This is a genomic window from Citromicrobium sp. JLT1363 (assembly GCF_000186705.1).
In the GTDB taxonomy this organism is placed as follows: Bacteria; Pseudomonadota; Alphaproteobacteria; order Sphingomonadales; family Sphingomonadaceae; genus Alteriqipengyuania.
Window position 1 is genome coordinate 123,360 of record NZ_AEUE01000007.1, and the last position, 14,647, is coordinate 138,006.

General features: G+C 64.2%; 14 protein-coding genes and 1 tRNA gene. 3 read left to right on the forward strand and 12 right to left on the reverse strand.

What is annotated here, in order from left to right; genetic code table 11:
• The first annotated feature begins 24 nt into the window (after positions 1-24).
• Positions 25-2,382, forward strand: a complete 2,358-nt coding sequence (locus ADAD_RS0112020) for an EAL domain-containing protein (RefSeq protein WP_010414083.1) — start codon at positions 25-27, stop codon at positions 2,380-2,382.
• Positions 2,383-2,409: 27 nt separating this feature from the next.
• Here the strand turns inward: ADAD_RS0112020 and purQ are convergent, their stop codons facing one another.
• The 3 genes from purQ to purC form a co-directional block, all read right to left on the reverse strand.
• The gene (gene purQ / locus ADAD_RS0112025; protein ID WP_010414084.1) at positions 2,410-3,084 is read right to left on the reverse strand and encodes a phosphoribosylformylglycinamidine synthase subunit PurQ; all 675 of its coding nucleotides are present in this window, start codon (positions 3,082-3,084) and stop codon (positions 2,410-2,412) included.
• A 6-nt stretch (positions 3,085-3,090) separates the two neighbouring features.
• Positions 3,091-3,324: a phosphoribosylformylglycinamidine synthase subunit PurS gene (purS, locus tag ADAD_RS0112030; RefSeq protein WP_010414086.1), complete on the reverse strand. Its 234-nt coding sequence runs from the start codon at positions 3,322-3,324 to the stop codon at positions 3,091-3,093.
• 88 nt (positions 3,325-3,412) lie between these two features.
• On the reverse strand, positions 3,413-4,213 hold the full coding sequence (gene purC / locus ADAD_RS0112035; protein ID WP_010414088.1) for a phosphoribosylaminoimidazolesuccinocarboxamide synthase: 801 nt from the start codon (positions 4,211-4,213) through the stop codon (positions 3,413-3,415).
• A gap of 309 nt (positions 4,214-4,522) precedes the next feature.
• On the opposite strand from purC, the gene ADAD_RS0112040 reads away from it, so the two are divergent.
• The gene (locus ADAD_RS0112040) at positions 4,523-6,733 is read left to right on the forward strand and encodes a GGDEF domain-containing phosphodiesterase (protein ID WP_083825615.1); all 2,211 of its coding nucleotides are present in this window, start codon (positions 4,523-4,525) and stop codon (positions 6,731-6,733) included.
• Positions 6,734-6,911: 178 nt separating this feature from the next.
• On the opposite strand, the gene ADAD_RS0112045 is transcribed toward ADAD_RS0112040, so the two are convergent.
• The 9 genes from ADAD_RS0112045 to infA form a co-directional block, all read right to left on the reverse strand.
• The gene (locus ADAD_RS0112045) at positions 6,912-7,229 is read right to left on the reverse strand and encodes a winged helix-turn-helix domain-containing protein (protein WP_010414092.1); all 318 of its coding nucleotides are present in this window, start codon (positions 7,227-7,229) and stop codon (positions 6,912-6,914) included.
• The gene (locus tag ADAD_RS0112050) at positions 7,222-7,854 is read right to left on the reverse strand and encodes a hypothetical protein (RefSeq protein ID WP_010414095.1); all 633 of its coding nucleotides are present in this window, start codon (positions 7,852-7,854) and stop codon (positions 7,222-7,224) included. The genes ADAD_RS0112045 and ADAD_RS0112050 overlap by 8 nt, the downstream gene beginning before the upstream one ends.
• On the reverse strand, positions 7,851-8,285 hold the full coding sequence (locus ADAD_RS0112055; protein WP_010414097.1) for a DUF2141 domain-containing protein: 435 nt from the start codon (positions 8,283-8,285) through the stop codon (positions 7,851-7,853). The genes ADAD_RS0112050 and ADAD_RS0112055 overlap by 4 nt, the downstream gene beginning before the upstream one ends.
• 286 nt (positions 8,286-8,571) lie before the next feature.
• A complete protein-coding gene (gene wrbA / locus ADAD_RS0112060; protein WP_010414099.1) occupies positions 8,572-9,174 on the reverse strand; it encodes an NAD(P)H:quinone oxidoreductase in 603 nt (200 codons plus the stop codon).
• A 145-nt stretch (positions 9,175-9,319) separates the two neighbouring features.
• Positions 9,320-9,394: transfer RNA gene (locus tag ADAD_RS0112065), tRNA-Phe, on the reverse strand.
• A gap of 101 nt (positions 9,395-9,495) precedes the next feature.
• Positions 9,496-9,678 carry a DNA gyrase inhibitor YacG gene (locus tag ADAD_RS0112070; protein WP_010414101.1) on the reverse strand — a complete coding sequence of 61 codons (183 nt, stop codon included), beginning with the start codon at positions 9,676-9,678 and terminating at the stop codon, positions 9,496-9,498.
• Positions 9,675-10,646, reverse strand: coding sequence for a ribonuclease (locus ADAD_RS0112075; RefSeq protein ID WP_010414104.1), 972 nt, complete (start codon positions 10,644-10,646; stop codon positions 9,675-9,677). The genes ADAD_RS0112070 and ADAD_RS0112075 overlap by 4 nt, the downstream gene beginning before the upstream one ends.
• On the reverse strand, positions 10,639-11,214 hold the full coding sequence (locus ADAD_RS0112080; RefSeq protein ID WP_010414106.1) for a Maf family protein: 576 nt from the start codon (positions 11,212-11,214) through the stop codon (positions 10,639-10,641). The genes ADAD_RS0112075 and ADAD_RS0112080 overlap by 8 nt, the downstream gene beginning before the upstream one ends.
• Positions 11,215-11,235: 21 nt before the next feature.
• Entirely contained in the window at positions 11,236-11,496 is a 261-nt protein-coding gene (infA, locus tag ADAD_RS0112085) for a translation initiation factor IF-1 (RefSeq protein ID WP_010414107.1), read from the reverse strand.
• A gap of 195 nt (positions 11,497-11,691) precedes the next feature.
• On the opposite strand from infA, the gene ADAD_RS0112090 reads away from it, so the two are divergent.
• The gene (locus tag ADAD_RS0112090; protein WP_010414110.1) at positions 11,692-14,643 is read left to right on the forward strand and encodes a TonB-dependent receptor plug domain-containing protein; all 2,952 of its coding nucleotides are present in this window, start codon (positions 11,692-11,694) and stop codon (positions 14,641-14,643) included.
• The last annotated feature ends 4 nt before the right edge of the window (positions 14,644-14,647 follow it).

A 14,647-nucleotide genomic window follows, 5' to 3' on the forward strand; every position in this document is an offset into this window, starting at 1 on the left:
CCATTGCGCCTTAAGGCGTGGCGAGTGATCGACAATGCGCCAATCGACGAACGGACTCTACGTCAGAAACTGCCCGTAAGGGCGGTGCTGGGTCTCGCGCCGGGGCCCGACCTGAACTGGCCGCGCCTGTGGATGTTGCAGCACCGCGAACTGGCCAGGCTGATGGTCCCGCGGATCGCCTGCCATGCCGTGGGCGCTCTGCTCGCAGCGGTGATGTTCTTCCGCTTCGTGCCGCTGCCTCTGCTTGTCTGCTGGCTCGTCTGGCTCACCGTCAGCGTCTATATCTATACGCAGACCGATGCCCAGTTCCTGCGGAGCGACAAGCCCGCGCTCAACGGGCGAGAGGCGCGCGGACACCTGGTGGGCAGCATCATGCTGGGGGTCGGTTGGGCAAGCCTGATGCCGCTTCTCCAGCTGGTTGCCGGACCGGAGATTGCCATACGCGGCCTGATCCTGGGCGCGGGGATCGCCGTGGGCTGCGTGGTGCTGATGGGGGTGGTGCCGCTGAGTGCACTGGCCTTCTCCGGCCTGCTGACGATCGGTGCCGCCACCGGCTTCTGGCTGGCGGGCAGTACAGAAATGATTGTTTTCGTAGGCTTTTTCGCTTTCTTCGGATTCGGTTCGATCTGGATCAGGGCACAGGATTTCCTGCGCTTCGCCATCGCGGAGACCGCGCTGGTGGAAAAGACGCACACGGTTTCCCTGCTGCTGCGCGAATTCGAGGAGAACGAGGCGGACTGGCTGTGGCAGATCGACAAGAGCCGCCGGGTGCGCTCGGCCTCGCCGCGATTTGCCTTTGCGATGAATGCCACGCCTTCCGAACTGGAGGGGAAGGCATTCTTCGAACTGATCTCGGACGACGATTGGGAGAGCGGCCCGGGCGCGGATTCGCTGCGCATGCTGGCCGATCATCTCAATGCGCGCGAGAACTTCTCCAACCTCATGGTCCGTGTGAAGATCGATGGCATGCCGCGGTGGCTCGAACTCTCCGGTACGCCCATCCTGGGGGAGAAGGGCGAATATCTCGGGTATCGCGGGGTGGGATCGGATGTCACCGAACAGCGCAAGTCTTCGGAGAAGATCGCGTACCTCGCCCGCTACGACACGCTGACCGGGCTGCCCAATCGCCTGATGCTGCACGAAGCGCTGGGCGAGGCGATGGAAGAGGCCCGCGACATGCGCCGCCGCTGCGCCTTCGTCATGATCGATCTCGACCGGTTCAAGGCAGTCAACGATTCGCTTGGCCACCAGATCGGCGATCGCCTGCTCGAACAGGTATCCGGGCGGCTCGCGGAGATTGCCGGTGAAAACGAGCTATGCGGGCGGCTTGGCGGTGACGAGTTCGGCATCGTCGTGCGCGATGCGTGCGATTTCGGCGCGGTCGATTCGCTCGCCCGCAAGGTGATCGAGCGGCTGTCGCAGCCTTACGAGGTTGATGCCCATACGCTGTTTGTGGGGGCCAGCGCGGGTTCCGCGCTCGCTCCGCGCGATGGCAAGACGGTCGAGGATCTGATGCGCAACGCAGACCTCGCGCTCTATCGCGCGAAGGACGGCGGGCGCGGCGTGCACTTCCCCTACGAGCCTTCTCTGCACGCCGACGCGGAAGAGCGCCGGCAGCTGGAATTCTCGCTGCGCAAGGCGCTGGAGAAGGACGAGCTGCTGCTCAACTTCCAGCCGGTTGTCGATGCGAAGACCGAACAGGTCGTCAGTTTCGAGGCGCTGATCCGCTGGCAAAGTGAGGAGCATGGGCTGGTCAGCCCGGGCAAGTTCATTCCGCTGGCGGAGGACACGCGCCTGATCGTGCCGATCGGCACATGGGTGCTGAAACAGGCCTGCAAGGAAGCGATGGCCTGGCCCGGTCACGTGAAGGTCAACGTCAACGTCTCACCCGAACAGCTGGTGGAGCCCGATTTCGTCTCTACCGTCGTGGATGCACTGACCCGCAGCGGACTCGACCCCCGGCGGCTGGAGATCGAGGTGACGGAGAGCATTTTCCTCAGCGATGCGGAAGTTGCTCGCGTGGCGCTGGCGCAGGTGATGGCGCTGGGCTGTCAGGTCGCGCTCGACGATTTCGGCACCGGCTATTCCTCGCTCGGCTATCTGCGAAAACTGCAGTTTTCCACCATAAAGGTCGATCGCAGCTTCGTGCAGGGCGCGGCGCAGGGCAGCAGCGAGAGCCTGGCCATCGTGCGCGCTGTGGTCGCCATGGCGCACAGCCTGGAGATGAAGACCACGGCGGAAGGCGTGGAAAGCGAGGAAGAGGCGCGGCTCGTCAGGACCATGGGGTGCGACCGCATCCAGGGCTTCTATTTCGGTCGCCCGATGTCATCCGACGATGCGCGGTCGCTGTTCCAGACCGATTACCGCGAGCTGCGGGCCTAGCCTTCGTGCCGACGTCTGCCGGCCTGTTCAGGCCGTGGCGGCGAGACTTTCCATCACCGAGGCAAACAGGCGGCGCCCGTCGGTGCCGCCGTGCGCCGCGTCGATCGCGCGCTCGGGGTGCGGCATCATGCCCAGCACATTGCCACCATCGTTCACGATGCCCGCAATGTCGCGGCGCGATCCGTTGGTGGCGTGCAGGTAGCGGAACACCACCCGCCCGTCGCCTTCGAGCCGGTCCAGCGTGGTTTCGTCGGCGAAATAGTTGCCGTCGTGGTGCGCGACCGGGATGGTGATCGTCTCGCCCTTGCTGAACCCCGTCGTGAAGCGGGTATCGGCGTTTTCCACCCTGAGCGCGGCATCGCGGCACACGAAGCGCTGGTTGGCGTTGCGCATCAGCGCGCCGGGCAGCAGCCGCGCTTCGGCCAGGACCTGGAAGCCGTTGCATACGCCCAGCACGGGCACGCCGCGTTCCGCTTCGCGCACGATCTCGCGCATGATGGGGCTGTTCGCCGCCATCGCGCCTGCGCGCAGATAGTCGCCATAGGAAAAGCCGCCGGGCAGGGCGATGAAGTCCAGCCTCTCGGGCAGCGTCGTTTCGCGGTGCCAGATCTGATGGGGTTGCGAACCGAAGACATCGCGGATCGCGACCACCATGTCGCGGTCGCAGTTGGAGCCGGGAAAGGTGATGACGGCGGTGTTCATCGCTGCCTACTCCGAACCTTCGATCCGGTAATTCTCGATCACCGTGTTGGCGAGCAGCTTCTCGCACATCTCGCCCAGCGCCTCGTCCGTAACAGTGTCGGCCACATCGAGTTCGATCAGCCGGCCGATGCGAACGTCGTTCACGCCATCGAAGCCCATCCCGTCGAGCGCGTGATGCACCGCGCGCCCCTGCGGATCGAGCACGCCGGGCTTGAGGGTCACGAAAATGCGCTTTTTCATGCGGAAGGGCCTTCGTCGTCGGGGTGGTCTGGTTGCCCAGCCGCCTAGCGCTGCGGTTCGCCAAGCGCAACGCGTCGGCGCGGGATGCTCACTTCTTCTTGGGCACGCCGCGCATGCGGCCGCGATGGGCGGACAGGTCCAGCACTTCGCCGGGCGCATTGTCGTCGTTCTGCAGCACGCCGAGACGCCGGGCGACTTCCTGGTAGGCTTCTTCCTCGCCGCCCAGGTCGCGGCGGAAGCGATCCTTGTCGAGCTTTTCGCCCGAGTTCATGTCCCACAAGCGGCAGCCATCGGGGCTGATTTCGTCGGCCAGGATGACGCGCGCATAGTCGCCGTCCCACAGCCGCCCGAATTCCAGCTTGAAATCGACCAGACGGATGTCGACCGCGGCGAACATGCCGGCGATGAAATCGTTAATGCGGATGGCCATCGCGGCCATGTCCTGCATCTCTTCCTGGCTCGCCCAGTTGAAGCAGGCGATGTGCTCTTCGGCGACCAGCGGATCGCCCAGGCCATCGTCCTTGTAGTAATATTCGATCAGCGAATGCGGCAGCGGCTCGCCTTCTTCGAGGCCCAGCCGCTTGCACAGCGAACCGGCGGCGACATTGCGCACGACCACTTCCAGCGGAATGATCTCCACCTGCCGGATCAGCTGTTCGCGCATGTTCAGGCGGCGGATGAAGTGCGTCGGGATGCCGATATTGGCCAGCCGCGTGAACACGTGTTCGCTGATGCGGTTGTTGATCACGCCCTTGCCGTTGATCGTGCCCTTCTTCTCGGCATTGAAGGCGGTCGCGTCATCCTTGAAATACTGGATCAGCGTGCCGGGCTCGGGCCCTTCGTAGAGGATCTTGGCCTTGCCCTCGTAAATCTGGCGGCGACGCGACATGGGTCTTACCTGCTTTTCGAAAAGAACTGCGCCCCGGCCTCTCACCAGAGAAGCCGGGGCGGGCATTCGGCAGTAGCGCGAAAGCCGGTGGAGAGCAATTGCCTGGTCGACAGAGTGGCGGACATCGCCGGGATGCGCGATCGGGAACGGGGCGGGAAGGCGCGCGACGTGAACTGCGTGTTTACCGGTCGCCTATAGTGGAATACTTACCATGAAACGGATCCCATCCCGGTGACGCGCAGGTTCGCACTAGACGAACGCCTGAAGCATGCGTTGATAGCACTCGCTATCGCGCTTGCGGCAGGCTTCATGACTTTCTTGCGTCCGGTCGATATCACCGCTTGGGCGATACAGGCCCGATTGTTCGAGCGCGAGGCGAGCGGCGATCTCGTTTTCGTGCGGATGCCTGCCGCGTCGGACAACCCCGCCGTCATCAACTACAATGTCCTGAGCACGCTCGAGCATCTTCGTGCGGCCGGGGCCGAACGGATCTTCATCAACGTTCCGCTCCAGCGAAGCGATTCGCCCCAGACCGATCTGCGGTTACGGGCGCTCATCGCTGATAACGCCAACCACGTATTCCCAACCAACTCACTCGAGCAGGACTACAAGGACAGCGACAGGATACCGCCCACAAGTGCCTATTTCACACAAGGCGCCCGGGTCTATGGGAGCGACTACGATGCCGATTTCCTCCGCTTCGTCTGGGGATTCGACAGGGCCGAAGATCCCGCGAAGGGTGCCGGGCTGGCTCCACTGAGTTTTGCGCTGGCAGACACCGGCGATGCTCGCGATACAGTTCTGATCGATTACACGATCCGCGCCAGCACCATTCCGACAATCGGGGCGGACTCGATCGAAGCTGGACTCTCGCGGCTCGGTTCGACGGACAAGACCTACATCCTGGGCACCGATTCCTTCGGCGCGAACATACGCGCCCCAGGGGCAGACACCGTCTCGCCTACTATTATCCATATCCTGGCAGCCGAAACCCTGCTCCGGGGAAGTGGACAACGCCTGCCGTGGTTCTCGATCACGCTCGTGCTCGGCATGGCGCTGGCTCTCGGCGTGCGGTTCACGCACACGAAGAGGCATCGCCGCATTTTCTATGTCGCCTGGTGCTCATTCGCGGCGGCGCTGTTCGTCGCCATAGCATATCTCGGCATCAAGGCGGTCTTTGCCGATGGGCTGCTGCTGGCGTTGTCCTATGCAATCTGTCGCGCGATCGCGAGATATCGTCGACGGCATCTTGCGATCGATCCACTGACCCGATTGCCGAATTTTGCCGCTCTCAATCAGGACCTGTCGGGCGATGACGAAGCCGCATCCGATTGCCTGATCATCGCCAAAGTGGCGCGGCTCGAGTCGATCTTCGTCGGGATGAACAACGCGGATCGACGGCACTACCTATGTGAAATCTGTAACCGGCTCGCACTCGGCGACCGGGATCGCACGGTCTACTACAATGGTGGCAAATACCTCGCCTTCGTGTGCGACACCGAAGGCATTCCCGATCTCGAGGCGCACCTGGAGGGGCTGCGCGCCATTGTATCGCAACCTGTCAGGGTGACCGGCAGATCCGTCGATGTCGCCATAACGATGGGGGCGGACAGTTCGACGAAGGACCCTATCGAACAGCGACTGAGTTCCGCGATCGCCGCCGCGGACCAGGCACGCGAAGTCTACAAGCCGGTATTCGTGGTCGGCAACGACCGGGAGGACTGGGATCATTCGCTGACTGCCAAGCTGACGCAGGCGCTCGCGGACGATCAGATCGGGATCAAGCTTCAGCCGCAGGTAGATCTTGCCACGCATTCGATCATGGGTGCGGAAGTGCTGGCCAGATGGCGCGACCCCGACGGTGTCGACGTTCCTCCTTCGTCCTTCATCCTGCAATGCGAGCGGATGGGACGGCTGGACAATCTGACGCGCCGCATTTTCGAAAAGTCGTGTCGAGCCGTGGCGTCGATTCACGAACAGGGACTCCTGCCGCGGATTTCGGTGAACGTATCGGCCGTGCAAATGGTCGATGATCGCATCGCCCAGATCGCTCTGGAAACACTGGAGGCCTATCGAACCGATCCGCGACTGATGACGATCGAGCTGACGGAGACCGCGCGGATCGAGGATTTGGGCATCGCGCGAGACGTGGTCGATCGTCTGAAGAGTGCTGGCTTCAAGCTGTCGCTGGACGATTTCGGCGTCGGCAGCGCCAATTTCGACGCGTGGCTCGAACTGCCGTTCGACGAGATCAAGATCGACCGGAAATTCGTTGCAGGCCTCCAGAATTCGCGCCGCGCGCGCGCAATCGTCGGCGGGGTGATCCATTCCGCTCGGGAGGCCGGCGTAGCCGTGCTCGCCGAAGGGATCGAAGACCGCGCGACCTACGAACGCCTGGCGGACATGGGCTGCACCTATGGCCAGGGATACTACATCTCCCACCCGCTATGGCTCGCCGAGTATATCGAGATCCTGCAGGCCGAGCGTGAGAGAGGCTTGTCGCTCAGGGATATTGGTTAATGCTTTACTAACGAACATGGTTAAGATAGATAAAAGCTCCATCACTGAGGAGATTAACCATGATGCGTTCGATCTGGGACTGGATTTTCGGCTAAGCCGATCCAGGCAAAAAACGAAGAAAAGGGCCCCTTTGCGGGCCCTTTTTTGTGTCTGGGAGAGGAAGCGGCTCCGCGATTCGTCAAGCGGGCGGGTCCGCCCCGAACAGCATGGCCTTCATCCGGTCGAGATAGGCGATCCACGCTTCGCGCCCGGCCTCGGTAAGGCAGGCTGTGGTGACGGGCTTCTTGCCTTCGAAGCGCTTCTCGATCGCCACATAGCCCGCATCCTCAAGCTTGCGCAGGTGGACCGAGAGGTTGCCGTCGCTGACCCCGGTTCGCGCGCGCAACTCGCCGAAATCGGCACATTCCGCGCTCGACAGGTAGGCCATGGTGGCCAGCCGCACGCGCCCGTGGATCGTATCGTCGATCGCCCGGTAGTCCAGGGGGATGTCAGCCATGTTCGCGCTCACGCCGCAGCAGCATGAGCCCGGGCAGGATGGATACCATCACGGCCCCTGCCGCCATCACCAGGTACTGCGTGGGCGATCCTGCCAGGAGCGTCGTGACCACCAACAGCGCGACGGAGGTGATGGCAAAGCCGCGCAGCGATGGATCGCGCGCTGCCGCCGAACTCGCCGCCATTGCGATGGCATAGACGCCGAAGACGACGGGTGGGAGCAGCGTAAAGAGGAAGAACCCCTGGTCGCTCCCCGAGCGCGACATGGTGAGCATGCCATAGGCGAAGATGCTGAGTGCCAGCGAGCCGAGTACATAGCCGCCGGCGCGCCAGACCTCCATTTCCACGCGATTGGCGGTCGTCGGTCTGCCGCGCCCGGAGCGCGCGATGCCTGCCAGCAGCACCGCCAGCATCATCGTGCCGAACCAGATGGCGGCCAACGCCATTGGTGGCCATGGCAGGAGGCCGTAAACCAGGGCCGCATGCAGCAGGCTGGCCAGAGCGATGGCGACGCCGAAGATCACGAATTCGCGCCCGCCGAGGAGAGGGCGCACGCGCCCTTCCTCCGCGAGTTCGCGCATCATGCGCAGGTCTTCCTGCGCGCTTTGGGAGGGCGCGATGCTCATTGGCCGTCTCCCGGATAAAGCACCGTTTCGGTGATGGTGGCGCTGCCATCGAGAGTGAAGCTCTGCGCATCCCAGCTCGGCATGCCGCGCAGCTCGGATGCGCCGATCATCGCCCAGCCATCGGTCGGGCCCATCCGCCCCATGCTGAAGGTGCCATCACCATCGATATCGTGCCAGACCATCAGGGCGTACCGGCCTTCGGGCACGTCGTCGAACGTCACGGTGACCGTGCCATCCTGCGGGTTTTCGAGCATTTTTTCGGCGATTGCGGCTTCCTGCATGAACTGTGCCTCGCTCTGCAGGCTGATGTAGAGCGCGCCCGCGTCGGGGCGCAAGTCGGTCAGCTTCACGGTGACCGTGTCTGCAAGCGCGGGGCTGGCTGCGGTCGCGAGGGCGAGCGCGGCGGTGGCGAAGAGTGTGGTGCGAATCATGTGGTCCTCCTTTGCTTCGATAGGTACTTTAAAACATAAAGTGCTCGTCAATGCAAGGAGAGGCTGTCAGCGCACGCGCTGTCCTGCACGCCGATGCCTCGCTAGCGGCCCTTCGCTCTTTGCTTTGGTCAATCCGCGGTTTCGTCCGCGCATACGAAAAGCGGGGCGAGCCATGGTGGCCCGCCCCGCGATAATCGTGTCCGGTTTTCGCTTCCCCGGGCGGGGAACTTTTTCCCTCTTGGCCCCCGGTCCACGCGGTCCAGGTCCGTTGGGAAAATGCGGTGCGTCAGCCGTGCAGTTTGGCTGCGGTCTGCGCCACGCGCTTGCCGAGGTAGCGCGCACCGTCGAGGTCTGCCTTGCTTGGCTGGCGGCTGCCGTCGCCATCGGCAATCGTCGTGGCGCCATAGGGCGATCCGCCCTTGACCTCACCGACGCCCATCTGATCCTGGAAGCCGTAATCGAGGCCGACGATCGTGCAGCCCATGTGCAGCAGGTTGGTGAGGATCGACATCAGCGTGGTTTCCTGCCCGCCATGCTGGCTGGCGGTGGAACTGAACGCCGCACCGACCTTGCCGATCAGCGCACCCTTCATCCACAGCCCGCCGGTCGTATCCCAGAAGGCAGCCATCTGGCTGGTCATGCGGCCATAGCGGGTGGGGGAGCCGACCACGATGCCGTCGTATTCTGTCAGCTCGTCCGGGCCGGAGATCACCTCGTGCCCCGGCATTCCGGTGAAGCCTGCGTTCTTGACCACCTCTTCGGGTGCGGTTTCGGGCACGTGGCGGATAACGGCCTCGGCGCCAGCCTCACGCACGCCTTCGGCGACGGCTTCCGCCATTGTGGAGGTGTGGCCGTAGGAGGAGTAGTAGAGAACGAGAATCTTGGTCATGCGCTTCCTTTCGCGGATTGTTCGATGTTCGAAGGGTCAATGCCGCAGATAGGGCGCGCGTTTCCCCAAGCACCATGGCTTTTCTTGGCCACAGAAAACGGAAATTGCGCACAATCGGGAAAAAGCCATCGCGGGGGAGGGGGCGTGGTGCCCAGGGGCGGAGTCGAACCACCGACACGACGATTTTCAGTCGTCTGCTCTACCACTGAGCTACCCGGGCGTCGCCACGACGGCGGACCAGCCATGCGGCGAATGGTCCGGCGAGCGAATGAGTGCGGGCCTATGGCGAAGCGACCGGCGCTTGGCAAGCCCTATCGAACCTCAGTCGTGCCCCTGATCAATATCGCGAGCTATATCTTCGGGATCTGCGGGCGGCCCGGGCACCGAATAGCCATCGTTGAACCAGCGGTTCAGGTCCTTGTCGCGGCACCGCGCGGAACAGAAGGGGGCGTATTCCTCGGATTGTTTCGGCGTTTTGCAGATCGGGCAGGGCTTCGTGCTCATAGCGGCACGATCTGGGCGTGCGGTGCGTCGAACGCAAGGCCGGGGTCGGGGCGCAGGGTGACCTGCCGTCCGGTGCGCCGCCGCAGTTCTTCGAGCCAGTCGTCCCGCAGGCAATCGAGCACCGATGGCTGCGCATAAAGTGCGATCCGACCGGCCCCTTCCAGCATTTCCGCTCGGCGCAGCAACAGACGCGCGACCGCGCCCCTGCGGTCGCGAGCGATTCGGTGGAGGAGCGACGGGCGTTCGAGCCGGCGCACGATCTGCACCAGGCCGAATCCGTTCATGGCGGTACGTTCGTGCGGCCAGTCCTGCAGGAAGATCCCCAACTGTTCGTCGATGGTCTTGCGTTCCGCCCTGGTCGAGACGGTCGGAAAATCGATCGCGATATTTCCGCCCAGGTCGAACCGGCGAAGGGTCCGGGCGATCGCCCCGGTCACGGCGGAAGGATCGTCACCCCACCAATCCACGTCGATCAGGGTGAGCGCCGGAGTTTCGGCGAGCAGCAGGCTGCCACCGGCCAGCATCACCTCGCGTAGCGCCGCATCGGCCCACAGGGCGTCCCAGTCGGCCGATGGCGAGGGGGTTGGCGCAGTCCGTACATCGTGTCCCTCTACCGCCAGTTGGTCCGCCAGCGAGGGGGCATCGCAGATCGCGGCATCGGTGTGGCGCGCCTGTGCGAGTTTCAGTCGGCCCCGTTCGGCGATGGCCTCTCGCGTCACCTGCACACGGACATGCGCACCTACGCTTGCCTGGCGGGGAATGTTGCGAGCGAACGCCTGGTCTCCCGAAGCAAACTGCACGCGCGCCCGACCATTCGCGCTTGGACGTTCGATCAGGATTGCGTCGGCGACCATGCCTGCCAACAGGCCCTGGGCCGGCCAGCGCAGTCGCAGTTCCTCGATCTCGTCATTGCTCAGGCGAAAGGCGCGTTCCTCACCAATGCCGTCCTCGACGAGCCACTCAGCCAACGGCGATTCCCGCAGCCTTCAACAAAGCGCGCGTTTCGAACAGCGGCAGGCCGACCACGCCCGAGTGGCTACCGGCGAGGAAGTCGATCAGCCCGGCCGCGCGGCCCTGTATCGCATAGCCGCCTGCCTTGCCGATTCCCTCACCGCTGTCCGCGTAGGCGGCGATCTCTTCTTCGGAGAGGCGCTTGAATTTCACCTGCGATGTGACGCACCGGGTCCGCTGCTTCTCGTTCGCGTCGATCACCGAGATGGCCGAATGGACACGGTGCCGTCTGCCCGAAAGCAGCCGCAGGAAGCGGGCAACATCGCCTTCGTTCTCCGCCTGGGGCAGGATGCGGCGGCCTAGCGCGACCGTCGTATCGCCCGCGAGCACGACCTCGCCTTCCTGCCGCGGCACGGCGAGTGCCTTCTCGCTCGCCATGCGTTCGGCATAGGGGCGGGCAAGTTCGCCCTTGCGCGGGCTTTCGTCGATATCGGGCGAGCGGATGGCGCCGGGCACCACGCCGATCTGCGCGAGCAGGTCGCGGCGGCGCGGGCTGGAGCTTGCCAGAACGAGGGTGCGATTCATGGCGCGCGTGCGCCTTCGCGATCAGGCCGGAGGCGTGGACTGCGGGCCGGGGCCGCCACGGCCCGGCATGAAGCGGTAGGTGATGCGGCCCTTGGTCAGGTCGTAGGGCGTGAGTTCGACCAGCACTTCGTCGCCGGTCAGCACACGGATACGGTTCTTGCGCATCTTGCCGGCCGTGTGGCCGAGAATCTCGTGGCCGTTCTCAAGCTCTACCCGGAACATCGCGTTGGGCAGCAGCTCGACAACCCGACCGCGCATTTCGAGGAGCTCTTCTTTCGCCATGAAGTGATCTTGTCCTTATGCAGTTCGTCGAATTTTCCGGCGATTTAGCGATGATGGGTCGAAAAGGGAAGTGCGCGTCAGCAACGGGAAAGGTTCCGGCGACAATTCGTTACGTGCCGGGGTTTGCTTTCGGATCGGCTGGCTGCGAGGGCCGGTCGCGGGGGCGGCTGAGTTTGTTGAGGAATACGCGTCCCCATGCAGTTTTATTCGAAGTTGGCCGCACGGGTTTCCGTGATGGCGCTGGCCGCTGCCGGTTGCGCCCCCGCACTGGCTCAGGAAATGCCGGCAGATGCGCCCGATATCGCACAGTCCGAGCAGCCTGCCGACGATGTGTCGGACAATGTGATCGTGGTAACGGCCCAGCGCCAGCGCGGCGCGGTCGATACCGACGTTCCGCCGGTGGTCGAACTGACCGAAGCCGATATCGCCTCCTACGGCGCGGATTCGCTGACCGACCTGATCGCCCAGCTTGCTCCGCAAACCGGATCGGCCCGGGGCCGCGGTGGGGGCAGGCCGGTGGTGCTGGTGAACGGACAGCGCGTCGCCAGCTTCCGCGAACTGCGTCGCTATCCGCCCGAAGCCATCGAAAAGGTCGAGGTGTTTCCCGAAGAGGTCGCGCTGGAATACGGCTACAGCGCGGATCAGCGGGTGATCAATTTCATCCTGAAGGACAATTTCAGCAGCCGCGAGGTGGAGCTGGAATATGGCAATTCCTTCGCAGGCGGCGCGCCCAGCGGTGAGGTCGAACTTTCCCAGCTGGTGATCGACGGCCCGCGCCGGTACAACATCGCGGCCGAGTTCAACACGCAGGGCCCGCTGACCGAGGGCGAGCGCGATATCATCCAGACGCCCGGCACGCAGCCCACGGTGCCGACCGATCCCGACCCCGCAGCGTTCCGCACGCTTCGCGCAGGAGGGGAGAGCTACGAACTGGAAGGCTCTTTCAACACAGGGATCGGCGAAGGGCGCAAGGCCAAGTCGGTATCGGTCAACCTGTCGGCATCGCAGAACAATTCGCGTTCGCTTTCGGGCCTCGACATCGTCACGTTGACCGAGCCAGGGCCCGGAGGCGCCAGCGCGGTGCGCGCGATCGATGCCAATCCGCTGGAGCGCCTATCGCGCACCACCAGCTTTTCCGGCGGCGGTGCCTATCGCCAGCCGATCGGGGATTTCGAACTCGATCTGACGCTCGATGCCAATCACACTTTGAGCGAAACCGATATCGACAGGCGGCGCGACCTTTCGGCGCTTGTCGCCCAGGCTGCGGCCGGAACGCTTGCCATCGATGGCCCGCTGCCCACAATTGCAACCAACGGTTTCGATCGCGCTTCGAGCGCCACCTACACCGTCGATTCGCTGGCCACCCTGCGCGGCAGCCCGCTGCTTCTGCCTGCGGGTGAGGTGAACCTGACCGTGGATGGCGGGTACAAGTGGAACCGGATCGAAAGCGAGGATACGCGTACCGCGCTCGGCGCGACGCAGCTGACGCGGGGCCGCATCAACGGCGGGGTCAATCTTGCCGTCCCGCTTACCAGCAGCCGGGAAGGCTTTCTCGGCGCGGTGGGGGACATAACGCTCAATGCGGCGGCGGGAATCGACCATCTTTCCGATTTCGGAACCCTCACCGATCTGACGCTGGGCCTGACCTGGAATCTGACCGACAGGCTGACGCTGGGTGTTACCTGGATCAACCGCGATGCCGCCCCCAGCCTGACCGAGCTGGGCGCGCCGGTGGTCGAGACGTTCAACGTGCCGGTGTTCGATTTCGCAACCGGCGACAGCGTGCTTGCCACGGTGACCAGCGGCGGCAATCCGCTGCTTCCCGCATCCTCGCAGAACGACATCAAGCTGAGCGCGAATTACGAGCTGGACCTGTTCGAACGGTCGAACATCCTGGTCGAATATTTCGACAACAGCTCGCGCGACACGACCGAGAGCTTCCCGTTGCTCACCGCGGATATCGAAGCGGCCTTTCCCGGCCGTGTGACGCGCGACGGCACGGGCAGGCTGGTCGCGCTCGACCAGCGGCCGATTACCTATGCGGAGCGTAACAGCAGGCGCCTTCGTTACGGCATCAACATGTTCGGCCGCGTCGGCAAGGCGCCTGAAGAAGGTGCGCGCGGCCCCGGGGGGCCGGGTGCACGCGGTGGCGCCGGCTCGGGCGGTGGGCCCGGAACGGGGCGCATGGACCCGCAGCAGTTCCAGCAGATGCGCGAGCAGTTCTGCGCCACGGAGCCGGGCACCGTGCCCGATCTTTCCGCTCTGCCTGCGTTCATCCGCGACCGCCTGACGAACGAGGATGGATCGGTGAACGAGGAACGGCTGGCGCAGGCGCGCGAGCGGTTCTGCAACACCGAAGGCCCCGGGATGGGTCCTGGCGGGCCCGGCGGGTTCGACCCCGCGCAGGTGGCGGCGATCCGAGAGACGCTGTGCACCATGCCCGGCGGGGATGCGCCGCTTGATATTTCCGCCCTGCCGGAACGCCTGCGCCAGCGCCTGACCAACGAGGACGGCTCCATCAACCAAGAGCGCCTCGCCCGTCTCCGCGAGGCCATCTGCCAGAACGAGGCCGCGGAAGGAGAGGGCGAGGCTTCCGAAGGCAGGCGCCGTGGTGGTGGTGGTGGCCGACGAGGCGGTGGCGGTCGCGGTGACGACGGGCAGGGCCGCTGGCAGTTCGGCCTTTATCATTCCATCGAATTCGAGAATACCGCGCTCATCGCGGCGGGTGTTCCCCTGCTCGATTTCCTTGATGGCGATGCCTCGGGCCAGTCCGGCGGTATCTCGCGTCACCGGGTCGAGCTGGAGGGCGGGCTGTTCTATCAGGGTATCGGCGCGCGCCTGAGCGGCAATTACCAGAGCGGGACGCGCATCGACGGCAATCCGGCGACCGGGTCGGGCGATCTGATCTTCGGCGATCTGGTGACCTTCGATCTGCGCATGTTCGTCAATCTGGAAGAGCAGGAATGGCTGGTCGGAGAGCAACCGGGCTTCTTCAAGGGAGCGCGCATGTCCTTGCGTGTCGGCAACCTCTTCGACACGCGGCAGGAGGTGACGGACGGCAACGGGGTGGTTCCCATCCGCTTCCAGCCCGCTCTGATCGACCCGCTGGCGCGCACGTTCGAGATCGAATTCCGCAAGCTTTTCTGACCTC